Here is a 22,598-nt window from a genome sequence, read left to right on the forward strand (position 1 = left end):
GCGATGGTGTGCCGACTCCAGGGGACGGCTCAGTCGCCGAACGACTCCAGCAGCGCGAGCGCGGACTCCTTGCCGAGCTGGTTCGCGGCCAGAGGGCTGTCGCCGGTCAGCAGATTGCCGTCGCGGGTGGTCGCTCCGGACATGTCGTCGTTGACGATCTCGAGACCGGCGGCGGTGAGCTGCTCGCCCAGGTTCCACGGCATCTGCCCGGGGAGGTAGCCGATCTCGATGTTCGCCCCCAGGTCCAAGGAATCCGGGAAGGCGGTGATGCGGCGACCCGCGAAGGGGTTCTTCTCGCGGTCGACGCCCGCGGCCAGCAGGGCGGCGGGGCCGTGGCACAGGGTGATGATGAGCCGGTCCTGCTCCATGAAGAAGTCCAGTGCCGACCGCAGCTCGGGGCTGTCGGGCAGGCCCGTCATGGCGCCGTGGCCGCCGGGGATGAAGATCGCGGCGTAGTCGTCGAGCCCGTCAGCGATGACGTCCGCGAGCGCGCGCGGGGTCTTGAAGGACTCCTTGGTGGCCTCCCAGGTGCTGGCCACAGCCTGGTCCTGCGACGGGTAGGCCCACCACTCCAACTTGCCGGGCCCGCCCGTGAGCGTGGCGACGTCGATGCCGTAGCCGGCCTGGGCCATGTGGTGCAGCGGCAGCAGGGTCTCGACGGGGTGATTGCCGGTGGAGAAGAACGTCCCGTTGCGCATGCGCATGTAGCGCTCGTGGGCGGCGATCACCAGGACCTTCCAGCGGCCGCCGCGGTACTGCTCCTCGGTGGCAAGTCCGTCGAAGTCCGTGGTGGGAGCGGTGTACTGGGAAAGTGAGTACGGAGACGGGAAGAAGGCCCCGTCCTCCGCTGGGTCCTGCGTGGGCGTGCGGTCCTGCGTGGTCTCGGTCATCGGATTCCCTTCACGAGATTTCGTCAGTGCAGTCTGTCGTTGCGCACGCTACAGGCCTGCTCAGACGTCGCAGCGAGATCTCGAGCGCACCCGTGACCATTCCCTTCGTCGAGACCATCCGCCAGCGTCCGGTCATCGACGTGATGACAGGCGAGATCCATGACTGAACGACCGGCCGAGATCGAGCAGAGGCTGCAGGCGCGCAGGCTCGAGCGGGTGAGCGCCAACCCCGACGCCGCGCGCAAGGCGCTGGCAGCCGTGCTGGCTCACCACGGTCTGCGTGTTCGGCCGGTGGGCGGGGCGCACGTGAACACCGGCGCGGCCGCCGCTGCGTATGTGTCCGACGATGCCCTGGCGGAGTTCGACTGGATGCGACAGGTCCGCAACAGCACCGAGTACCCCGATATCTCTCGGGCGCTCGCCACGAAGCAGGACGTCCAGGAGGCCATCGCGGCTGCCTCGGCGACCGTGGCGGCATGCCCAGCCGCTGTGGATGTGTGAGCGGATCGCCGCGCTGTCCACTCCCGACGGACGCGGCGTCCTGGAGCTGTTCGAGTACATCCACCCGCCTGCCAGCCCCATGCCGCCGACCCAGCCGAACGACCTGGGCATGCACCGGGTCGCCTTCCAGGTCGACGATTTCGACGCCGCCCTGGAGAAGGCGGCCGCCCACGGCTGCCACCCGCTGCGCGGGGTGGCGGACTACCAGGGCGTCTACCGCCTGACGTACCTGCGCGGGCCCAGCGGCATCGTGGTGATGCTCGCCCAGGACATGCGCGGCGACTGAGGGTCTCCCGCCCGTCGGACGGGGTCCGTAGGCTGAGCCGGACCACGCGGTCCGCTACCACGGCACCTGCCGTTGATTCCGCGCCGGACCGACGACGCGCAGGAGGAAAACACCATGCTGAACTGGCTGTTCAAGGCACGACGGATGCGCGGCGACGCCCGCGCGGCCCAGCGCGGCCCCGAGGCCCTCGGCAAGCGGATGGGCCGCCGCGGCGCCCACCGGCTGCTGAGCCGGCTGCTGCGCTGAGCCCCGCGCCATGCGGGCCGCCTGATCACAGGCTGGTCTCCACCAGCGTCCTGCTGTCCTTGTGCCGGCGCAGACGGCTTCCCACCACCATGCGATTGATCGACGAGCGGCTCACGATCCCCACGGGGCGCGGTTCCTCGCCGTGCCGGAGGCGCTGAGCGCGCCGTAGACGCCGGCGGCCAGCTAGGTCCCGACGCAGCCCGCGATCTGGAAGCTCGTGGAGACGACCGTGACGCCGTGCTCACGGTCTCCGCAGACGCCCTCCACCGGGCAGCCGCAGGACTGCGCGGCTGAGATCCGGCTCACCTCGGGCGCGCGGGGGATCCGGAGCGTGGATACGGTGAAGGACAGCACCCTTCCTTCCCCCCCTGTCAGCGAGGTTCCCCGTGCCTTCTTCTGCGCCCGCCCAGGCGAGGCCCGCCGCCCGTCATCAGACCGCCTTCATCGCCGTGCTCGCGGTCGGCGCGGTGATCGGCGGCTTCCTGTTCGGCTTCGACATGTCGACCATGAACTCGGCGATCAACGGCATCGCGCCGTCGCTGGAGCTCAGCTCGTTCCAGACGGGGCTGATCACCTCGATCGCGATGATCGGGGCGGCTGCGGGTGCCTGGTTCTCGGGCGATGTCTCCGAGCGGATCGGGCGCACCCGGGTCATGACCCTGGCCGGCACCCTGATGCTCGCGGGCTCGGTTCTCACTCAGCTCGCCGACGGCTTCTGGCTGATCCTCGTCTTCCGCATCTGCACAGGCCTGGGCATCGGCGCCGCCAGCGCAGTGGTCCCGGCCTATGTCAGCGAGGTCTCCCCGCCGCGCATCCGCGGCACCATGGGCACTTTCTGGCAGATGGCGATCGTGCTCGGGCAGTTCCTGGGCCTGGTCTCCGGGTACCTGTTCGCCCGGGCCGCAGGCTCCGAATCGGCCCAGCTGTGGGGCATGGAGGCCTGGCGCTGGATGTTCGCCGTCGTCGCCGTCCTGGCGCTGTCCTACGTGCTGATCTCGCTGCGCCTGCCGCAGTCCCCGCCCGATGCCGTGCGCCTGGGCGATCACGACTCGGCCCGCGCCTTCATCGAGCGAGCCGGCGGCGACGACATCGAGGGCCGCTTCGAGCGCATCCGCGAGAAGCTCACGGACCGATCCGAGAGCGCGTCTCTGAAGGATCTGCGCGGCAGCCGGCTGGGGCTCCAAGGCATCGTGTGGCCCGGGATCCTGCTGGCCGCCTTCCAGCAGCTCGTGGGCATCAACGTCGTGAAGATGTACTCCAACACCATCTGGCAGTCGGTGGGCGTGCCCGTCGACGCCTCCTTCCAGGTCAGCATGCTCACCGCCGGGCTGAGCATCGCGGCCACGGTCGTGGCGATCCTGATCATGGACCGCGTCCCGCGCCGGAGCATGCTGATCGTCGGCGGCGCGTTCATGGTCGCCTCCATGGCCGCGATGGCCATCGCCTTCGCCCAGGGCGGCGGCGCCGAGGGCGCTCTGCCTCGCGGGGCTGCGCTCACAGCCCTGATCGGCATGAACGGCTTCGCGATCTCCTTCGGCATCACCTGGGGACCGGTCATGTGGCTCATGCTCGGCGAGCTGTTCGACTCGGACCTCCGCACCGTCGCCGTGGCCGTGTGCACCGCCGTGAACTGGCTGATGAACTGGCTGATCACGCTGACCTTCCCCGTCCTGGCGGGTATCGGCCTGGATCTGGCCTACGGTCTGTACACGGCCTTCGCGCTGCTGGGCGTGTGCTTCGTGTGGAAGGCCCTGCCCGAGACCAAGGGCAGGGCGATGGCCTGAGGCCGCTGGCGCAGGGCGCCGAGGAGGACGGGTGAGGTGCGGTGGGATGGAGAGCTGAGGTGCGCGATCGGCTGCGCGAGGACGGGTGGACCATCCTGCAGCTGGCCGCCGCCGCGCTGATCGCCTTCCTGCTCGCCCGCTGGCTCGGGGGCCACTCGGAGCCGTTCTTCGCCCCGATCGCCGCGGTCGTGTCCCTGAACACGGATCTGGGCGAGCGCGGTCTCAACGCCCTGAAGCTGCTGCTGGGCGTCGTGCTCGGGATCGTGGTGGGGGAGCTGACCCTGCTGGTCGTCTCCGATCTGGCGCTCGTGCTGGGCATCGCTGTCCTCGTGTCGCTGAGCATCTCCACACTGGCCGGCGGCTCCCGGCTGCTCGTGGCCCAGGCAACGGCCTCCGCCGTGCTGACCGTGTCGATCTCCGACGGCAGCGCCGGCCCTGAGCGGCTGATCGACGCCCTGATCGGGGCGGGAGTCGCGCTCGTGTTCACGCAGCTCCTGTTCACCCCGGATCCGCTCAAGCTGCTGCGAGCCGCGGAGTCTGAGGCCCTGTTGGCCGTTGGCTCCGGTCTGCGCCGGGCCGCCGAGGCCCTGGCGGGCGACGACGAGGCCGCGGCCGTCGACGCGCTCGCGGGCCTGCGCGAGACGCGCGACGACCTGGCCGATGTGGCCTCGGCGCGCGAGCGCAGCCAGCGCGTGGCCCGGCACTCGCTGACCCGCCGCTCCGGGAGGCGCCCCCTGGTGGTCATGACCGAGAACGCCGGTCATCTGGACCTGCTGGGCGATGACGCCATCATGGCCGTGCGCCTGGCGATCGCCGCGGACCCGTCGTCCCGGGTGGCCCATGGCGCCTCCTTGACGCGCTTCGCGGGATTGATCGAGCGCCTGGCCGAGGACCCCGCGAGCCGCAGCGCCCGCCAGGGCGTCGTCGACGACTTCCCGGCCGCGCTGTCCGAGCTGGACCCCGCTCGGCAGTGCGATCCCACCGTGCGGATGATCCGCCTCCTGGCCCTGGACGCGATGCTCTACGCGGGGGTGGAGCCCTCGGCGGCGCAGGCCGTGGTCGACGGCGCCTCCGACGAGCCGTCGGTGGAGCGCGACCAGGATCCGAGCACGACCCTGCTGCGGCGCGTGCGCCGATCCATGCGCAGGGGGAGGATGGGGCCATGACCACGCCATCAGAGTCCTCCGCCCCGAGCCGCCGCCTCCTGATCACGGGTGCCACCGGCGGGATCGGGCTGCTGCTGGCCGAGCGGCTCAACGAGCAGGGCCCCGGCTACGAGATCATCCAGCACGGGCGCACGCCCAGGAACGAGGAGCAGGAGCGCGTGCTGCGCCCAGCGCAGATCACCGACCTGGACGAGATGCTGGCCCTGATGGACGGCGTGGACACCGTGGTGCACCTGGCGGGGGCATCGGCCCCGCAGGCCGAGTGGGACGACGTCCTGGACGCCAACATCGTGGGCACCCGCAGCGTGCTGGAAGCGGCCCGGCAGGCCGGGGTGCGCCGCGTGGTCTATGCGTCGTCCAATCACGCCTTCGGCATGTGGGACCGGAACGAGCAGTGGCCCGTGCTGCCCACCACGCTGCCTCGACCGGACTCGCTCTACGGGGTCTCCAAGGTCTTCGGCGAGGCGCTGGGCAGCTACTACCACGACGAGTTCGGCCTCGAGTTCATCGCCCTGCGCATCGGCTGGTACGCCCAGGATCCGCTGGAGGCCGACGACGAGCTGCTGCACGCCATGTGGCTCTCGCCCAACGACTGCGTCCAGGTGGTGCGCTGCGCGATCGAGGCGGATCGCAGCTTCGGGGCGTACTACGCGATCTCCGAGAACCCCAACCGGCGCTGGGACATCACGAACACCATGGTCGAGCTCGGCTACCGGCCGCAGGACTCCTGGACCCGCTTCACCGGCAGGTCCGAGGACGTGGTCGAAGGCGGAGCACCCGTCCGCGACACCTGGCCGTCGGGGTCCTGAGCGATGGGCGGATCTCAGCCCGGCCGGCTCAAGGCCATCCTGCTGCTCGTCATCTCCCTGCTGTTTGTGGCGGCCGGTGTCTTCGTCCTGCTCTTCGGTCCCGTGATGCTCGGCCTGGTCGTGATCGCCTTCTTCGGCGGCTGCGCGCTGATCGGGCTGACGCAGCTGCTGGGCACTGATCACCCCGCCACCCCGATCCTCATAGGGGTGGGATCCATCGGCATGGGCCTGGGGTGCCTGGCGATGCTGGCCGGCGGGCTGAGCGGTGGGCCGAGCGACGCGGGGGACTGGGTGATGGTCGCGATCATGCTGGTCGGTGCCCTGTTCTTCGGGGTCGGGGGAGTGCTGCTGATCCTGCTGCCGCTGCTTCGCCGCCGACGTTCGGTTCGACCGCAGGTGTCCTCTCCGGTGCTGCCCCTGGCAGAGGTCGAGGCGCGCCTGGAGGGGCGGCTCGCCCAGCTCGGCGGTGCGGGCGGAGGCTTCGGCGGCGGGGTCGGGGCCGGGATCCCCGGTGCCGTCGGAGGCCGCTCGGGAGGTGCGTTCGGTGCGCAGGTCGGCACCCGCCACCTCACGCACCTGGACGGGGCGCGGGCCCAGCTGCCGGTGGCGCTGGATCAGCAGCTGGTCCAGCACGTGCTGCGGGAGGTCTTCGGTGGTCGAGCCGAGTGGGGATGGGCCCCGGACCGACCGGTCGTGCTCATGACCGGCATGGCCGGTTCGGGTGCGGCAGGGATGAATCCCTGCGTCCTGCAGGTCGTGTGGTCGCAGCACGGCCTCGAAGCCACGGCCCATGCCCGGGAGGGGCTGATCGGGCAGCGCACGTGCGCCAAGACCCTGGAGAAGCTGGAGTCCGCGCTGAACCAGGGGACCCGATGACCGAGCTGACTCCTGCGGCAGCCCGCCGCATCGCCCTGGCCGCCCAGGGCTTCCTGGACCCGCGCCCGGCTCCGGGCGCTGTCACGGCGCGGCACCTGAACCGGGTGATCGATCGCGTGGGCGTGGTCCAGGTGGATTCGGTCAACGTGCTCACCCGCTCCCACTACCTGCCGTTCTTCTCCCGGCTCGGGCCCTATGACCGCGCCCGACTGGACCGCCTGCGCGACCGCTCGCCCCGGCGCCTCGTGGAGTACTGGGCGCACGAGGCCAGCCTGATCCCGCTGCAGACCTGGCCGCTGCTGGCCTTCCGCCGCGACCGCGCTCGTGACGAGGCCTGGGGCGGCATCCGCCGGATCGCCCAAGAGCAGCCCGAGCTCGTGGAGCGGGTGCTCGCCGTGGTGGCATCCCATGGGCCCCTGACCGCCCGGCAGTGCGACGCGCTCGTGGAGCACCAGGTCCCCGGCCGCGGCGACGGCTGGGGCTGGAACTGGTCGGCGGTCAAGACCGCGCTGGAGTTCCTGTTCTGGTCCGGGCAGATCATCAGCAGCGGGCGCAACCAGCAGTTCGAGCGCGCCTACGTCCTGCCCGAGCGGATCCTTCCTCCCGAGCTGCTCGAGCGCTCGCGGCAGATGGACGCTCATGGGGCCCATGTGGAGCTGATCCGCATCGCCGCCCGCGCCCACGGGGTGGCGAGCCTGCGCACCCTGCGCGATCACTTCCGGCTGCGCGCCGACGAGTCCCGCGCCGCCGTCGTCGATCTGGTGACGGCCGGTGAGCTGGAGGAGGTGACGGTCCGCGGCCTGGGCCCGGCGTACCTGCATGCCGAGGCCCGACGGCCGCGCAGAGCCCATGTGGAGGCTCTGGTCAGCCCGTTCGACTCGCTGGTGTGGCAGCGCGAGCGCACCGAGGCGCTGTTCGGCATGCGCTTCCGCCTGGAGATCTACACGCCGGCGGCCCAGCGCCGCCACGGCTACTACGTCCTGCCGTTCGTCTACGGCGCCACGCTGGTCGCCCGCGCGGACCTGAAGGCCGACCGCGCGGCGGATGCCCTGCGCGTGCAGCGCCTGACCTGGGAGCCGGAGGCGCCGGGGGCGGCGCGGGAGGCGCTGGCAGCGCAGCTGCGCTCGATGGCCGACTGGCTCGAGCTCTCGGACGTCGTGGTCTCCGCGTAGCTCCAGCCCGCAGGGACCGGGCGGTCGCGGCTCACTCGGGATCGGGGCGCGGCCAAGGCTGTGCCCGGATGGCCTCGACCGATTCGTTGAAGCGGCGCATCAGGCGGGTCAGCTGCTCGACGTCCTCGTCCGCCCACTCGGCCGTCACGGCGGCCACGGAGTCGGTGCGGCCGCGGAAGTCCTCGCGGAGCCGGTTCGCGCCCTCGGGGGAGGGGCGGTGCTTGCGGGCCGAGCCTCCGTCGGGGTCCTCGACCCGCTCGATCAGCCCGGCCTTCATGGCGGCGGCGACCTGGCGGTGGACCGTGGAGACGTCCAGGTCGAAGGCCTCGGCGAGCTCTCCCACGGACAGCGGCCCCGAGGCCTCCAGCCGCGCCAGCAGAACGGCGGCGCTGCGCTCCAGGGTCGCCGAGCGCAGACGGGGGGCCGAGCCCTGCAGCGCGTGCCGGGACATCAGCATGTGCTCGTACATCAGCGCCCGCAGCGTCCGGCTGTCGCTCTGCTCGTCCATGCGGCGGCCCCCTTCAGTGGTGCGATCCCGTCACCTCGAATTGTATCGAGCAAACTCAGTGCTAGATTTGCATCATACAAACCTCGATCCCAGGAGATGACCCTTGTCCGCCGCCACCGGTGAGATCCCGCGCATCGACCACCCGAGCGCTCAGCCCCTGATCACCCCGGCCTTCGTGCTGGCCTGGCTGGTCAACTTCTCGCAGTACCTCGTCTTCTACCTGCTGGTCACCACCATGGCGCTGTACGCCGTGCGCGAGTTCGCCGCCGACGACGCCGCCAGCGGCTTCGCCTCGAGCTCCTTCGTGGTGGGGGCGACCGTCGCGCGACTGGTCACCGGCTTCATCGTCGATCGGCTGGGGCGCCGTCGCGTGATGCTCGCGGCCCTTGCAGTGACGATCCTGGCCTGCGCTCTCTACCTCCCGACCGCCTCGCTGCCCCTGCTGATCGCGGTGCGCATCCTGCACGGATTCGCCTACGCCTTCGCCTCCACGGCGGTGATGGCCATCGTGCAGTCGGTGATCCCGGCAGCCCGTCGCGCCGAGGGCACCGGCTTCTTCGCCTTGGGCACCACGCTGGCCACGGCCGTGGGGCCGGCGCTGGGGCTCTTCCTGGTCGGCGCGTACAGCTACAGGATGCTGTTCGCCGTCGCGCTGGCGGCCACCGCCATCGGACTGGTGCTGGCGCTGTTCCTGCGCCGTCCTGCCGAGGGCACTGCAGCGCGCACGGACGAGGAGGCCGAGGAGCACGACGAGGCCGTCGCCGCGCGGAAGGCCGAGTTCTCGCTCTCGGAGATCCTGCATCCGGCCGTCGTGCCGATCGGGCTGTTCATGGTGCTGATCGGACTGAGCTATGCCGGGGTGATCACCTACCTGAACGCCTATGCCGTGGAGCGCGATGTCGCCACCGGCGCCGGACTGTTCTTCGTGGCCTATGCGGCGGCCATGCTCGTGATGCGCTTCGTGCTGGGCCGGGTCCAGGATCAGCGCGGGGACAACATCGTCGTGTGGTTCGGCATCGTGTGCTTCGTCCTGGCGCTGGTCGTGCTGTCCGCGGCCCAGCAGGACTGGCAGGTGGTCGTGGCCGGTGCGCTCACCGGCCTGGGCTACGGCACGCTGATGCCGGCCGCCCAGGCCATCGCCGTGAGCGCCGTTCCTGCCGACAAGCTCGGCACCGGGATCTCCACGCTGCTGCTGCTGGCCGATGTGGGGATCGGGCTGGGCCCGGTGCTGCTGGGCGCCATCCTCTCGGCGACCGGCTACGGCCCCATGTACGCGGGGCTGGCGGTCGTGGTGGTCGTGGCCGGCATCTTCTACCACGGCGTGCACGGCCGACATCAGGCGGCCCGACGCCGGCAGGTGGCCTGAGCGCGACGACGAGATCCCTGTCCGTGACAGCGACAGGCGGACCCGACGAGCTCGAGCTCGCCGGGTCCGCCTGTCGATGCGCTCTGGTGCGGGCCGCTGCGCGCGGAGGCCTCAGGCCACGGCGTCGCGCGCGTCGATGAAGGCCTGCACGCAATCCCGGACGTCGCGCTCCGAGTGCGATGCGGACAGCTGCACGCGGATCCGCGCCTTGCCCCGCGGCACGACCGGGAAGCTGAAGGCGATCACGTAGACGCCGGCCTCGAGCATGCGATCGGCGATCTGGGTCGCCTGGCGGGCGCCGTCGTCGCCGGGGAACATGACCGGGCGGATCGGGTGGGTTCCGGGCAGGACGTCGAAGCCGGCCTCGCGCATCAGCGAGTCGAACAGCTCGGTGTTGGCCTGCAGCTGCCTGCGCTTGTCGGCCGACGACTCGATCAGCTCGAGGGCCGCCAAGGAGCCGGCGACGACCGCCGGGGCCACCGAGTTCGAGAACAGGTAGGGGCGCGAGCGCTGCCGCAGCAGGTCCACGATCTCCTGATGGGCGGCCACATAGCCGCCGGATGCTCCGCCCAGGGCCTTGCCGAGCGTGCCGGTGAGGATGTCCACGCGATCCATCACGCCGAACAGCTCGGGGGTGCCGCGCCCGCCGTCGCCGATGAAGCCGACCGCGTGCGAGTCGTCCACGAAGACCAGGGCGCCGAACTCCTCGGCCAGGTCGCAGATCTCATCCAGCGGGGCGTAGGAGCCGTCCATGGAGAAGACGCCGTCGGTCACGATGACCTTCCGGCGCGCATCGGCCGCCGCCTCGAGCTGGGCGCGCAGATCCGCCATGTCCGCGTTCCTGTAGCGGAAGCGCTGGGCCTTCGACAGCCGCACCCCGTCGATGATCGAGGCGTGGTTCAGCTCGTCCGAGATGATCGCGTCCTCGGCGCCGAAGAGCACCTCGAAGACGCCGCCGTTGGCGTCGAAGCACGACGAGTAGAGGATCGTGTCCTCGGTGCCCAGGAACTCGGACAGCTTGTCCTCGAGCTGGATATGCAGGTTCTGCGTGCCGCAGATGAAGCGGACCGAGGCCATGCCGAAGCCCCAGTCGTCCAGGGCGGTCTTGGCGGCGCCGATGATCTGCGGATCATCGGCCAGGCCCAGGTAGTTGTTGGCGCAGAAGTTCAGCGCCTCGGACTTCAGGGTGGTGATGTGGGCGGACTGCGGGGAAGTCAGCTCGCGCTCGTCCTTGTGGAGCCCGGAGTCCCGGATCTCCTGCAGCGTGGCGCTCAGCTCATCCTTGAGGGTGCCGTACATGGTGGTTCCTTCGGGGGTCGGTGGTTCGGGGTGTCGTCGTCGGTTCGGGGGCGGGTGCGGTCAGGACCAGTCCAGGATGACCTTGCCGCACCGGCCGGAGCGGGCGGCCTCGAAGGCGTCCTCCCACTGCTCGGCGGGGAAGCGGTGCGTGATGACCTGCGAGACGGCCGAGCGGAAGCGCTCGGACGTGGCGATCATCTGCGACATGGCGTACCAGGTGTCGAACATCTCACGTCCGTAGATGCCCTTGAGCGTGATCATGTGGGTGATGACCTTGCCCCAGTCCAGGTCGTAGGACTGATGCGGCAGCCCGAGCAGGGCGATGCGGCCGCCGTGGTTCATGTTGCTGATCATGTCCGAGACCGCGGGCCCGGCCCCGGACATCTCCATGCCGATGTCGAAGCCCTCCTTCATGCCGAGCATGTCCTGCGCATCGGCCAGGGACTGCCGCGTCACGTTGATGGTGACATCGGCTCCGGCATTCGCCGCAAGCTCCAGGCGGTAGTCGCTGGCATCCGAGACGACCACATAGCGCGCTCCGGCATGGCGGGCGATCGCAGCCGCCATCACGCCGATCGGACCGGCGCCGGTGATCACGACGTCCTCGCCCACCATGGGCCACTGCAGCGCCGTGTGCGTGGCGTTGCCCAGGGGATCGAAGATCGCGCCCAGGTCCGGGTCCAGCTGCGGCGGGTGGACCCACACGTTCATGGCCGGAAGGACGACGTAGTCGGCGAAGGCGCCGTCGCGGTTCACGCCCAGGCCCTCGAGCGCGATGCACACGTGACGGTGCCCGGCCCGGCAGTTGCGGCAGGTCCCGCACACGATGTGGCCTTCACCCGAGGCTCGATCGCCGACGGCGACGCTCGTGACCTCCGAGCCCACCTCGACGATCTCGCCGTAGAATTCGTGGCCGATGACCAGGGGCGGGTCCACCGTGGAGCGGGCCCAGTCATCCCAGTCGGCCAGGTGCAGATCGGTGCCGCAGATGCCGGCGCGCAGCACGCGGATCTTCACGTCCCAGGCGCCGCAGCCCGGCTCCGGGTGGTCGAGCAGCTCCAGTCCGGGGTCGGCGGACAGCTTGGTGAGTGCGCGCACGGGGCTCGTCTTTCCTCGAACGGTCGGCCGGGTGGGGCCGCGGATCCGCCTCCGCCGGTGCGGTGGCACCGGGTCGTGGTCGCGTCCGATCCGATCAGGGCCAAGACGGCGACGACCGGGTGGAGGGTTCTTCGGAGCCTAGGGGCTGGACGACCTGCGGCGCGGCTCACGCGAGCATCGCGACGCAAGGTTGAGCAGAACCCGTGCGGCAGCGCGGACTGCTCGCGAGGCGGGGTGCGAGCAGCCGAGCTCACCGATTCTGGGGGAACTCCCAGCTTTACGATGACGATCGAGGTGGGCGAGGACATCATCCCTGTCATGGCAGGGATGTGCCGTACTCAGCCACTGTTCAGGTTACAATTCCATCACGGTACAATCACGGTTTGATAACGAATGCGATTTGAGCGGGTCTTGCGTGACCTCCTAGGTTCTCTGGCGGACTCCGGGCAGCACGCCCGCATCGACATCCGCTGAGGAGCACGCCATGAAGAAGAAGACCACTCGCTACGCCGCAGCCGCCGCGCTCGCCTTCGCCGGCACCAGCGCCGCCGTTGCTCCCGCGCAGGCCGCGGTCTCCGTCTCGGGTGCCGAGACCCAGGCTCAGACATCGGCCGGTGAGGCTCCGGCCCCCGAGGCCGCGCCGGCCTCCGATGCATCGTTCTCCGCACAGGTCTCCCAGGAGGTCCTCGCCCAGATGAACGAGCACCGCTCCCAGGCCGGGCTGTCGCCGCTGTCGAGCAATGGGCAGCTCGACGCCATGAGCACCGACTGGTCGGGCCAGCAGGCCGCCGCCGGCGCGCCGTCGCACAACCCGTCGTTCATCGCGCAGACCAGCGCCGCGGGCTCGACCGGCATGGCCGAGAACATCGCCTACAGCGTGGGCTCCCAGGGCTCCGTCGAGGCCACGGCCTCGTACTTCGTGGACTTCTGGATGAACAGCCCCTCGCATGAGGCGAACATCATGAATCCCGAGTTCAACGCCGCCGGCTTCGGTCTGGCGGAGGGCGCCGACGGCAACGTCTACGCCACGCAGAACTTCGGCACCTTCTGATCCGCAGCATCCCGCGCGCACCGCGGCCCCGGCCTCTCCCTGAGGCCGGGGCCGCGGTGCGTCTGCGAGCTGCGGGCCCGATCCTCCGCGGCCCGACCTCGCGGGGCTGACGTCCCGTCGGTGGGCGGTGCCATGATGAGATCAGGCGCACAGGCGCAGGCCCGAGCCCGCGATGCGCGCCGATGTCCCGAACCGGTCGCCCTCGCGGGCGGCCGCAGATCCAGGAGGTTCCCATGTCAGAGAACACGCAGGGCGACGACGAGCTCTACACGCCCGTCACGGACGACACCGAGGGCGGCGCGGAGATGATGGGCGCCACCGGCGACGCCGGCGGCGCCTCGTCCCTGGAGAAGGACCCGGAGGAGTGGGTCAGCGGCGACGAGCCCATGACCGAGTCCCAGAAGTCCTATCTGGACACCCTGGCCAAGCAGGCGGGGGAGTCCGTTCCGACCGATCTGACCAAGGCGCAGGCGTCCGAGCACATCGACCGCCTCAAGGGCTGAGCCGACGCTGCACAGCGCGCAGCGCCTCGAGCCGTCCTCGGACGGCTCGAGGCGCTGCGTCATTCGAGAGCCCCGCAGATCACCGGATCTGCGGGGCTCTCGCCTCAGGCCGGCGGCTGACTCAGCCCATCGGAGCTCAGGAGCCTCGGATGATGTCCGACGCGCGTTCGCCGATCAGCATGGTGGTGATGTTCGGATTCACCGCGACCAGCTGCGGCATGATCGAGCCGTCGACCACGCGCAGTCCCTTCACGCCCTTGACCCGCAGCTGGGGATCCAGCGGGGACAGGTCGTCGTCCAGCGCACCCATGCGGCAGGTGCCGGCCGGGTGGTAGACGGTGTTATGGGTCTTGGAGACGTAGTCGGCGATCTCCTCGTCGGTCTGGGCCTCCTCGCCGGGGAAGAGCTCGCGGCCGCGGTAGGCGTCCATGGCCGACTGGGAGACGATCTCGCGCGCCCTCCGGATCCCGGCCACGGCCACGGCCATGTCGTAGCCCTCCTCGTCCGTGAAGTAGCGTGGATCCACCCTGGGCTTGTCCCGGTAGTCGATCGTGCGCAGCCGCACGGTGCCTCGCGACTTCGCGTGCGTGACGTTCGGAGTCAGGGCGAACGACTCCGGAGAGGTGGGGTAGCCCTGACGGCGGGTGTGCATGTCGAAGGGCACGGAGCCGTAGTGCATCATCAGGTCCGGCAGCTCCAGGCCCTCCTGGGTCGGGGAGAAGATCCCGATCTCCCACCACTGGGTGCTGTCGCGGGTCATGCGCTGGGTGCACTCCCAGGAGATCACGGCCTCGGGGTGGTCCTGGAGGTTCGAGCCCACGCCCGGGGAGTCCACCCGCACGTCGATGCCGACCTCCCGCAGGTGATCCGCCGGGCCGATCCCGGAGAGCATCAGCAGCTTGGGGGTGTCGATCGCCCCGGCCGAGAGGATGATCTCCTTGCGGGCCCTCATGATCGAGGAGCGATCGAAGCAGTTGTCGATGTACTCGATGCCCACGGCCCGCTGGTCGTCGTCGAACAGGACCTGCATGACCTGCCGGTTCGTGAGGATCTCGAGATTGTCCCGCTGCTGGATGGGGTGCAGGTAGGACACCGACGACGAGGCGCGGCGTCCGTCCGCCTGGCGGTTGACCTGGAAGAAGCTGGCGCCGTTGACCACGGTCTCGAAGTCGTTGAACGTGGCTCGGGGGATCCCCGCCTGCTCGCAGGCCTCGAGCAGGGCCACGCCCACGGGATCGTTCGGGGGCGCGTCCATCAAGTGGACCGGCCCGTCGGTGCCGTGGCGCTGCGAGGTCCTGGAGGTGTTGGTCTCGAGGCGCTTGATCAGCGGGAGCATGGTCTCGGCGCTCCAGCCCTCGGCGCCCATCTGCTCCCACAGGTCCATGTCCTCCGCAGGAGGGTGGAAGGCGATGCAGGAGTTGTGCGACGAGCAGCCTCCCAGCACCTTGGCGCGGGCGTGGCGCATGAACGAGTTGCCCTTGGCCTGCGGCTCGATCGGGTAGTCCCAGTCGAGCCCGGATTCCAGCATCTCCGGCCAGCGGTTGAGCTGCAGGACCATCTCGTGGTCCAGGTCGTGGTCCCCGGCCTCGACCAGGGCCACGGAGACGTCCGGGTCCTCGCTGAGGCGGGCGGCGACGACGGCGCCGGCCGACCCGCCTCCCACGATGATGTAGTCATACTCGGTGATCAGGTTCTCCGACACGGGCTCCTCGAGCACGCGGTCCTCCTTCTGCTGAGTGCGGGACATGGAAGCGGTCACTTCTGCGGGAACCAGCCGGTCACGGCGGGCTCGGTGTTCTGGTAGATGTGCTTGGCCTCGGTGTACTCCTCCAGGCCCGTGGGGCCGAGCTCGCGGCCCACGCCGGAGGACTTGAAGCCGCCCCACTCCGCCTGCGGCAGGTAGGGGTGGTAGTCGTTGATCCACACCGTGCCGTGGCGCAGACGACGGGACACGCGGTTGGCCGTTCCGGCATCCGAGGTCCACACCGCTCCGGCCAGGCCGTACTCCGTGTGATTGGCGGTCTCGATGGCCTCGGCCTCGGTGGAGAACGTCTCGACCGTGATGACGGGGCCGAAGCCCTCCTCGATCACCGCGGGGTTCTCGCGATCGCACTGGTCCAGCACGGTCGGGGCGTAGAAGAACCCGTCCTGATGCTCCTCGCCGCCCCAGTGGCCGCCGACCCGCAGGCGGGCGCCGGCCTCGATGCCGCGCTGGACGTAGTCGGTGACCTTGTCGCGGTGCTCCTTGGAGATCAGCGGGCCGGTCTCGGCCTTCTCGTCGAACGGACCGCCCATGACGATGTCGCCGGCGCGGCGGACGACCTCGTCGACGAAGCGCTCCGCGATCGAGTCCTGCACGATCAGGCGCGTGCCCGCCGAGCAGACGAGCCCGGAGTCCGTGAACGCGGCATTGAGGGCGTTGTCCACGGCGGCGTCGAAGTCGGCATCGGCGAACACGACATTGGGGTTCTTGCCGCCCAGCTCCAGGGCGACCTTCTTCACGCCGCGGGCCGCCGACTCGGCGACCCTCCGGCCGGTGACGAGGCCTCCGGTGAAGGAGACGAGGTCGATCTCCGGGTGGCTCGACAGCGGGGCACCGACGACTGCGCCGTCGCCGAGGACCAGGTTCGCGACTCCGGCGGGCAGCCCCAGCTCGTCGAGCACATCCACGATCAGGATCGCCGTGTGCGGGGTCAGCTCGGCCGGCTTGAGCACGAAGGTGTTGCCGGCCGCCAGCGCGGGGGCGATCTTCCACGCCGCCTGAAGAAGGGGGAAGTTCCACGGGGTGATCATGCCGCAGACCCCCACGGGCTCGTGGACCACCCGCGAGATGACGGTGTCGTCGCCCGCATCCACCAGGCGGCCCGGGCTCTGGTCCGCGATCTTGCCGAAGTAGCGGAAGCAGGCCGCGATGTCGTCCATGTCGCCCTCGGCCTCGACCAGGCGCTTGCCGGTGTCGAGGGCCTCGGCACGGGCGAACTCGTCCTTGCGCTCGAGCAGGGCGTCCGAGACGCGGATCAGGAAGTCGCCGCGCTCAGCGGCGGGAGTGTCCACCCAGGTGCGGGCCTCGAACGCCTTGCGGGCGGCGAGGATGGCGCGCTCGACATCCTCACCGGTGGCCTCGGCGACGACGCCGACCTCGGTGCCGTCGGCGGGGCAGATGATGGTGCGGGTCCCGCCGTCGGAGGAGGGCACCCACTCTCCGTCGATGTACAGGGTCGAGCTGGACTCAGTCATGGCGCTCCTTCTGGGTTGCGGTGTTCACGGTCTCGACGGAGGAATCTAGCCGAGGGGCGACGGTGGGGATCTGATCGGTGTCGACCCAGGTCTCAGGGGTGGTTCCGACCACCGCGCCTGTGGCGATCCCGCCGCCGTCGCCGCTGAGGTGCAGGTAGGCGATGTGGGCGTCGTAGACATCCAGGACATCGGCGATGACCTGGTCCTTCGTGTATCCCATGATGTCGCGGCCGCGCGATCCGTGGGTCGAGAAGATCTCGATCCGGTAGTAGACATCGCGCACGGTCGACAGGTTCGCAGCGAAGCTCGGCAGCGAGTGGGCCACGGGGTAGGCCTGGTACTTGAAGTCCTCGGCTTCCGGGAAGGAGACCACGAGATCCACGAAGCAGATGCCGCTGTCGGGGTGCTCGCCGCGGTGGCAGGCCACCGACAGCCCGAGCTCGGAGAGCTCCTCAGCGACCTCTTCCACCGCCGGTGCCGCGGTGTGCTCGACGAATGCCTGCGCATCGGCGGCGGAGGCATAGGACATCCGGTCGTGAAGGCGCTGCCGCCAGGTGACCTGCTGGCCGGTCTCGCGAACTCGGCTGGTGAGCAGGGCGGGCAGAGCCGCCTGCCTCGAGTCGAGGTTGATCTGCTCCGTGCGCAGCATCTTCCAGAGCCCCGCCATCACGATCCAGACGATCAGCGACAGCGGCAGTCCCACGACCACTGTGGCTGCCTGCAGCGTGTAGACGCCGTCGATGAACAGCATGACCAGCGTCAGCACGCCGGTGATGACCGCCCAGACGATGCGCAGCCACGGAGGGCCGTCGGAGTCCGTGTCCGTCGTCTTGGAGGACATGTTCGCCAGGACGAGAGATCCTGAGTCGGCGGAGGTCACATAGAAGAACAGCCCGGTCAGCAGCGCCAGCGGAATCGTGAAGAAGGCCCCGGGGTGCTGCTCGAGCAGGTTGAAGAATCCGGATTCGGGCAGGGTCATCGTCAAGTCGAGGAAGTCCTGATCCTCGGCATTCATCAAGGTGGCGTTGCCGAAGATCGAGACCCACAGCAGGATGAATGCGAAGGGGATGAGCAGCACGCCGAAGACGAACTGCCGCAGGGTCCGGCCGCGGGAGATGCGGGCCAGGAAGAGGCTGACGAACGGCATCCAGGCGATCCACCAGGCCCAGAAGAACAGGGTCCAGTCCGCCATCCACTGATCGGCGGGGTAGGCGGCTGTCCCGTCGGTGTAGGCGAACGTGTTCATCAGCATTCCCGGGAAGCGGGAGAAGAAGTCGCCGATGTTCTGCACCAGGGCGTTGAGCAGCTCATGCGTGCGGCCCGTGAAGAGGATCCACAGCATCAGGGTGACTGCCAGCAGAACGTTCAGCTCGGAGAGGCGACGAATCCCCTTGTCCACGCCGGAGACCGTGGAGGCGACGGTGATGACCACGGCGACGGCCATGAGAGCGACCTGCACGCCCACGGTCGTCGGGACGCCGAAGATCGCCGCGAGCCCATAGTTCAGGAAGACCACGCCGATGCCCAGCGACACCGAGATGCCGAAGATCGTGCCGATCACGGCGCCGATCTCTGCGGCGTGGCCGACACCGCCGTGGATGCGCTTGCCGAAGATGGGTGCCAGAGCCGAGCGGATGCTCAGCGGGAGGTGATAGCGATAGGACACGAGGCCGACGACCATGCCCATCAGCGCGTAGAGCGCCCAGCCGGGAATGCCGTACTGGAAGATCGTCCACAGCGGAGCCATCCTGGCGGCTTCATCGGACATCGGCGCGACATCCGGGGGAGTGAGGAGATTCGTGGCCGGTCCGGAGATCCCGAAGAACATGAGATCCACGCCGATGCCGGCAGCGAAGAGCATCGCCGTCCACGTGAAGAGGTTGTACTTGGGCCTGGAGTGATCCGGGCCCATCCTCGTCTGCCCCACGCGCGAGAGCGCGACCACGATGACGAAGACCACGACGACCGTGACGGTCAGCACGTAGTACCAGCCGAAGTTCTCGGCGATCCAGGCCATCGACCCGAAGATTGCGGTCTCGGCTGCCGAGGGCCAGATGGCGGCCCAGGCCACGAAGGCGACGATGATGGCGGAGGCCCCGATGAAGACGGGCCAGTTGACGGCGGAGTGACGGGGACTGTCCTGTTCGACGGCCTTGCGTCTGAATGCGTCGTCGGCGGTGTCGTGCGGCGGCGGTGCGGTGGAGCCTGCCATGAGAGTTCCTTCCTGGAGGACGAGTGCTTTCAGGCGTGCAGACGGCTGCTCACCTCCGGACACGGTGCGCCGGGGGAATCAGCCGCCCCATTCACCATAGGGAGCCTCGATGCGGAACTCACTTCGACGAGCCGGGAGCCTGACGCTTGGTGCGACGCCGGTGGGCATCCTCGAGAACATGGTAGTAGGGATGCCTCACTGAGCTGAGGCTCACCACGGGAAGCTGAGCCTCAGCTCAGCAATGCGTTTCACAGCGCATGATCTAGCTTTCTGAAGCGTCCTCTCCTATAGTCCTTATTATGAAGATTTCACAGCAGATGGAAGCCAAGTTCAACGATCAGATCACCCTCGAGTTCGAGGCCTCGCTGGTCTACCGCCAGCTGGCTGTCGAGGCCGAGCGCATGGACCTCGTGGGCATGGCCGCGTGGTTCCGCCACCAGGCCGATGAGGAGATCGTCCACGCCAACAAGTTCATCGACCACGTCGATGCCCGTGACGGCCACGTCCAGATCGGCAGCCTGAACGCCCCGGCCCAGTTCGCCGCCCCGTCCGCTCTGGACCTCTTCGAGGCCGCCTTCAAGCACGAGCAGAAGGTCTCGGAGGCCATCCAGAACCTCTACCGCGCTGCTGAAGAGGCCGGCGACTTCGATTCCCGCCCCATCCTCAACTGGTTCACCTCGGAGCAGATCGAGGAGGAGTCCACGGTCGACGAGATCATCGGCCGCATCCGCCTCGTCGGCGACGACGGCTCGGGCCTGCTGCGCATGGACTCCGAGCTGGGCGCCCGCCCGGCCACGACCACCGAGGCCTGATCCGAAGCATCGCTTCGCCGGTCGCGGCATGATGAAGCCCGCCGCCCCTGTCGGGGACGGCGGGCTTCGTCGTTCTCCGACCGCTGGGCGAGCGCCGCAGCTCAGCGGTGCTTGAACTCCGGGTCGCGCTTCTCGATGAACGCGGCCATGCCCTCCTTCTGGTCCTCCGTGGCGAACAGGCCGTGGAACAGCCTCCGCTCGGCGACCAGCCCCTGTGACAGCGGGGTCTCCAGGGCTGTGTGCACCGCCTCCTTGGCGGCCATGGTCGCGATCAGCGACTTCGAGGCGATGGTCTGCGCGATCTCCAGGGACTTGTCCTGGAACTCGTCGGCGGGGATCACGCGCGAGACGAGCCCGGCGCGCTCCGCTTCCTGCGCATCCATCTGGCGCCCGGTGAGGACCATGTCCATGGCCTTGGGGCGCCCGATCGCCCGCGTCAGGCGCTGCGACCCGCCCATGCCGGGCAGCACGCCCAGATTGATCTCCGGCTGTCCGAACTTGGCGGTCTCGGAGGCGATCAGCAGATCGCAGAGCATGGCCAGCTCGCAGCCGCCGCCCAAGGCGTAGCCGCTCACGGCGGCGATGGTGGGGGTGCGGATCTCGGCTAGGCCCTGCCAGCCGGCGAACCAGTCGGTGGCGAACATCTCGGCGAAGCCGCGATCGGCCATCTCCTTGATGTCGGCTCCTGCGGCGAAGGCCTTGTCCGAGCCGGTCAGCAGGATCGCGCCGATCCCGTGGTCGGCATCGAAGGCTCGGGCGGCGTGCAGGACGTCGGCCAGCACCTGCGAGTTCAGCGCGTTCAGGGCCTTGGGGCGGTTCAGGGTGATGATCCCGACCCGCCCCTTCGTCTCCACGAGGATGGTGTCGTAGGTCTGCGTCATGGCTCGAGTCTACGAGCCGAGCCATCTGCATGTGGGGCGGTTCACATACTGCGATTTCGGCTCAGCCGGCCCACGGCCGCCCACGACGACGGGTCCCCTGCGCAGCTCTGCGCAGGGGACCCGCCGTCGTGCGGTGATCGCACGGGGTGCGAGATCACTCGGGCCAGTCGGAGCCGCGGATCTCGTCGACGAAGTTGCCGCGCTCGAAGCCCGGCATCTGATCGGCCAGGACATCGGCCTTCACGTTGCCGAACGTGGTCTGCGGGCGGTGGAACAAGCCCTGCGCGAAGGACTCGATGATGCCCTCCTTGAAGCGTGGGCGGGGGTGCACGGAGGTGATCTCCTTGCGCTGGGCGTCGGTGAGCTCGTGGTAGTCCACGCCCATCACGTCGAGCTCCACGCCGCGGGTCACCAGCTCGATGAGCGGGGACATGTGCAGCGGGACCATGGGGGTCGTGTGCAGCGCGATCGAGGCCCAGGCCTCCTCGGCGTCGTGCTGGCTGTAGCCGTGACCGGTGAGGAAGTCCCGCACGACGTTCGCGGCGTCGATCTCGAAGCGCAGGTCGTCGGAGCGGTATGTCTCGGTCAGCCCGAGATCGTGGAACATCGCGGAGATGTAGAGCAGCTCGTCGTCGAATCCGCGGCCCAGGGCGTGCCCGCGCAGGGAGCCGAAGACGAACACGCGACGGCTGTGGTGATACAGCAGATCGGACTCGACGTCGCGGACCAGCTCAGTGGCCTCCCGGGCGACGGCGCTGTCGGGAATGGTGATGCCGGCGATGATCTCGGGCATGGGATCCATCCTTTCGGTGCGGTGAAGATGCTGATAGCCACCCTGGTCCGCCGCATAGGATCGGGCCATGTTCCATCAGCCTGCATCCCCTCGGAATCGGACATGACCGCAGACGGTGCGGCTCCGATGCGCCGCGTGGACATCGTGGTGTTCGACGGTATGACCCTGCTGGATGCCACAGGTCCGCTGGAGGTCCTGCGCGTCGCCGATCCGTCCGGGGAGCTGTACTGCACGCGTCTGGTCTCCGCCGCCGGCGGCCGGGTGCGCTCGTCGGCGGGGCTCGAGGTCCTCACGGAGTCGCCCAGCGCAGAAGGCGCTGCGGACACGGTGATCGTCGTCGGCGGGGACCGGCTGGTCGCCGAGCCGATCGAGGACGAGCTGCTGCAGCTGGCGGGGGACCTGGCCCAGAACGCGCGCCGGGTAGCGTCGGTCTGCACGGGAGCGTTCGTGCTGGCCCGGCTCGGACTGCTCGACGGACGCCGCGTGACCACTCATTGGCGCCATGCGCAGGCGCTGGCGGACCGGTTCCCCCTGCTCGACGTCCAGCCCGACGTCATCCACGTGCGTGATGGACGCATCGCGACCTCGGCGGGCATCTCCGCGGGACTGGACCTCACCCTGGCTCTGGTCGAGGAGGATCTGGGGGCGGCTGCGGCGCGTGAGGCCGCCCGCGAGCTCGTGGTGTTCATGCAGCGCTCGGGCGGACAGGCGCAGTTCTCCTCCGCTCTGCGACAGGCGACCGTGGGCGATGCGGGGCTCCAGACGGTGATGGGCGAGGTGATCGAGCATCCGGAGCGCAGTCACTCCGTGGCGTCCATGGCCGAGCGCCTGGGGGTGAGCTCTCGGCAGCTGCACCGGCTGGTGAGGGCGCAGACAGGCTTGTCGCCCATGCAGTGGCTCGAGGCCGCGCGGGTCGACGCCGCCCGCGAGATCATCCACAGCGACATGCCGCTGACGTCAGTGGCCAGGCGAGCTGGATTCGGGTCGGACGAGACGATGCGCCGCGCCTTCCTACGACAGCTCGGGGTGACGCCGAGCGGCTTCCGCGAGCGCTTCACCAGCACGGGCCCCTAGGCATGGGATGAGCAGGGGCGGCTGGTCCCCGGCG

At 69.4% G+C, this 22,598-nt stretch carries 21 protein-coding genes and 1 pseudogene; 13 read left to right on the plus strand and 9 right to left on the minus strand.

Annotated elements, in window-relative coordinates; genetic code table 11:
• Positions 1-29 precede the first annotated feature (29 nt).
• Positions 30-890 carry a glyoxalase III HchA gene (gene hchA, locus QSJ40_RS04555; RefSeq protein WP_204782858.1) on the minus strand — a complete coding sequence of 287 codons (861 nt, stop codon included), beginning with the start codon at positions 888-890 and terminating at the stop codon, positions 30-32.
• A 159-nt stretch (positions 891-1,049) separates the two neighbouring features.
• Here hchA and QSJ40_RS04560 point away from each other — a divergent pair, with 159 nt between their 5' ends.
• The 8 genes and pseudogenes from QSJ40_RS04560 to QSJ40_RS04595 all read left to right on the plus strand — a co-directional run bounded on the left by QSJ40_RS04560 (position 1,050) and on the right by QSJ40_RS04595 (position 7,730).
• A complete protein-coding gene (locus tag QSJ40_RS04560; RefSeq protein ID WP_204782859.1) occupies positions 1,050-1,391 on the plus strand; it encodes a hypothetical protein in 342 nt (113 codons plus the stop codon).
• A 1-nt stretch (position 1,392) separates the two neighbouring features.
• Positions 1,393-1,677: pseudogene (locus QSJ40_RS04565) on the plus strand (VOC family protein); the annotation flags it as partial.
• 114 nt (positions 1,678-1,791) lie between these two features.
• Complete coding sequence (locus QSJ40_RS04570) at positions 1,792-1,923, plus strand: hypothetical protein (protein WP_006215416.1); 132 nt, start codon at positions 1,792-1,794, stop codon at positions 1,921-1,923.
• A 386-nt stretch (positions 1,924-2,309) separates the two neighbouring features.
• On the plus strand, positions 2,310-3,707 hold the full coding sequence (locus QSJ40_RS04575; RefSeq protein ID WP_285729187.1) for a sugar porter family MFS transporter: 1,398 nt from the start codon (positions 2,310-2,312) through the stop codon (positions 3,705-3,707).
• 59 nt (positions 3,708-3,766) lie between these two features.
• Positions 3,767-4,873 carry an FUSC family protein gene (locus tag QSJ40_RS04580; RefSeq protein WP_285729189.1) on the plus strand — a complete coding sequence of 369 codons (1,107 nt, stop codon included), beginning with the start codon at positions 3,767-3,769 and terminating at the stop codon, positions 4,871-4,873.
• The gene (locus QSJ40_RS04585; RefSeq protein WP_285729191.1) at positions 4,870-5,682 is read left to right on the plus strand and encodes an NAD-dependent epimerase/dehydratase family protein; all 813 of its coding nucleotides are present in this window, start codon (positions 4,870-4,872) and stop codon (positions 5,680-5,682) included. Before QSJ40_RS04580 ends, QSJ40_RS04585 begins: the two co-directional genes overlap by 4 nt.
• A gap of 3 nt (positions 5,683-5,685) precedes the next feature.
• Positions 5,686-6,558 carry an ABC-2 family transporter permease gene (locus QSJ40_RS04590; RefSeq protein ID WP_285729193.1) on the plus strand — a complete coding sequence of 291 codons (873 nt, stop codon included), beginning with the start codon at positions 5,686-5,688 and terminating at the stop codon, positions 6,556-6,558.
• The gene (locus tag QSJ40_RS04595; RefSeq protein WP_285729195.1) at positions 6,555-7,730 is read left to right on the plus strand and encodes a winged helix-turn-helix domain-containing protein; all 1,176 of its coding nucleotides are present in this window, start codon (positions 6,555-6,557) and stop codon (positions 7,728-7,730) included. The genes QSJ40_RS04590 and QSJ40_RS04595 overlap by 4 nt, the downstream gene beginning before the upstream one ends.
• A gap of 31 nt (positions 7,731-7,761) precedes the next feature.
• Here QSJ40_RS04595 and QSJ40_RS04600 read toward each other — a convergent pair whose 3' ends face one another.
• A complete protein-coding gene (locus QSJ40_RS04600; protein WP_285729197.1) occupies positions 7,762-8,238 on the minus strand; it encodes a MarR family winged helix-turn-helix transcriptional regulator in 477 nt (158 codons plus the stop codon).
• Positions 8,239-8,341: 103 nt separating this feature from the next.
• On the opposite strand from QSJ40_RS04600, the gene QSJ40_RS04605 reads away from it, so the two are divergent.
• On the plus strand, positions 8,342-9,604 hold the full coding sequence (locus tag QSJ40_RS04605) for an MFS transporter (protein ID WP_285729199.1): 1,263 nt from the start codon (positions 8,342-8,344) through the stop codon (positions 9,602-9,604).
• 111 nt (positions 9,605-9,715) lie between these two features.
• On the opposite strand, the gene QSJ40_RS04610 is transcribed toward QSJ40_RS04605, so the two are convergent.
• Positions 9,716-10,903: a glycine C-acetyltransferase gene (locus QSJ40_RS04610; RefSeq protein WP_285729202.1), complete on the minus strand. Its 1,188-nt coding sequence runs from the start codon at positions 10,901-10,903 to the stop codon at positions 9,716-9,718.
• Positions 10,904-10,963: 60 nt separating this feature from the next.
• Positions 10,964-12,001, minus strand: a complete 1,038-nt coding sequence (gene tdh / locus QSJ40_RS04615; protein ID WP_285729204.1) for an L-threonine 3-dehydrogenase — start codon at positions 11,999-12,001, stop codon at positions 10,964-10,966.
• A gap of 484 nt (positions 12,002-12,485) precedes the next feature.
• Here tdh and QSJ40_RS04620 point away from each other — a divergent pair, with 484 nt between their 5' ends.
• Both QSJ40_RS04620 and QSJ40_RS04625 read left to right on the plus strand, forming a co-directional pair.
• Positions 12,486-13,052, plus strand: a complete 567-nt coding sequence (locus tag QSJ40_RS04620) for a CAP domain-containing protein (RefSeq protein ID WP_204782866.1) — start codon at positions 12,486-12,488, stop codon at positions 13,050-13,052.
• 233 nt (positions 13,053-13,285) lie between these two features.
• Positions 13,286-13,555, plus strand: coding sequence for a DUF3072 domain-containing protein (locus QSJ40_RS04625; RefSeq protein ID WP_171004084.1), 270 nt, complete (start codon positions 13,286-13,288; stop codon positions 13,553-13,555).
• 136 nt (positions 13,556-13,691) lie between these two features.
• Here QSJ40_RS04625 and QSJ40_RS04630 read toward each other — a convergent pair whose 3' ends face one another.
• Genes QSJ40_RS04630 through betT form a run of 3 tightly spaced genes read right to left on the minus strand, consistent with a single transcriptional unit; the run spans position 13,692 to position 19,004 of the window.
• Positions 13,692-15,302 (minus strand): GMC family oxidoreductase, encoded by a 1,611-nt coding sequence (locus QSJ40_RS04630; RefSeq protein WP_285729208.1) that lies wholly within the window; start codon positions 15,300-15,302, stop codon positions 13,692-13,694.
• Between the two features lie 8 nt (positions 15,303-15,310).
• Positions 15,311-16,792 (minus strand): aldehyde dehydrogenase family protein, encoded by a 1,482-nt coding sequence (locus QSJ40_RS04635; protein WP_285729210.1) that lies wholly within the window; start codon positions 16,790-16,792, stop codon positions 15,311-15,313.
• A complete protein-coding gene (betT, locus tag QSJ40_RS04640; protein WP_061711077.1) occupies positions 16,785-19,004 on the minus strand; it encodes a choline BCCT transporter BetT in 2,220 nt (739 codons plus the stop codon). Before betT ends, QSJ40_RS04635 begins: the two co-directional genes overlap by 8 nt.
• 299 nt (positions 19,005-19,303) lie before the next feature.
• Here betT and QSJ40_RS04645 point away from each other — a divergent pair, with 299 nt between their 5' ends.
• Positions 19,304-19,816 carry a ferritin gene (locus QSJ40_RS04645; RefSeq protein ID WP_061711078.1) on the plus strand — a complete coding sequence of 171 codons (513 nt, stop codon included), beginning with the start codon at positions 19,304-19,306 and terminating at the stop codon, positions 19,814-19,816.
• A gap of 101 nt (positions 19,817-19,917) precedes the next feature.
• On the opposite strand, the gene QSJ40_RS04650 is transcribed toward QSJ40_RS04645, so the two are convergent.
• Complete coding sequence (locus QSJ40_RS04650) at positions 19,918-20,697, minus strand: enoyl-CoA hydratase (RefSeq protein ID WP_285729215.1); 780 nt, start codon at positions 20,695-20,697, stop codon at positions 19,918-19,920.
• A 154-nt stretch (positions 20,698-20,851) separates the two neighbouring features.
• On the minus strand, positions 20,852-21,490 hold the full coding sequence (locus QSJ40_RS04655) for an HD domain-containing protein (protein ID WP_285729217.1): 639 nt from the start codon (positions 21,488-21,490) through the stop codon (positions 20,852-20,854).
• Positions 21,491-21,592: 102 nt separating this feature from the next.
• Here QSJ40_RS04655 and QSJ40_RS04660 point away from each other — a divergent pair, with 102 nt between their 5' ends.
• Positions 21,593-22,564 (plus strand): GlxA family transcriptional regulator, encoded by a 972-nt coding sequence (locus QSJ40_RS04660; protein WP_285729219.1) that lies wholly within the window; start codon positions 21,593-21,595, stop codon positions 22,562-22,564.
• Positions 22,565-22,598 lie beyond the last annotated feature (34 nt).

This window comes from Kocuria sp. NBRC 114282 (genome assembly GCF_030268385.1).
Lineage (GTDB): Bacteria > Actinomycetota > Actinomycetes > Actinomycetales > Micrococcaceae > Kocuria > Kocuria palustris.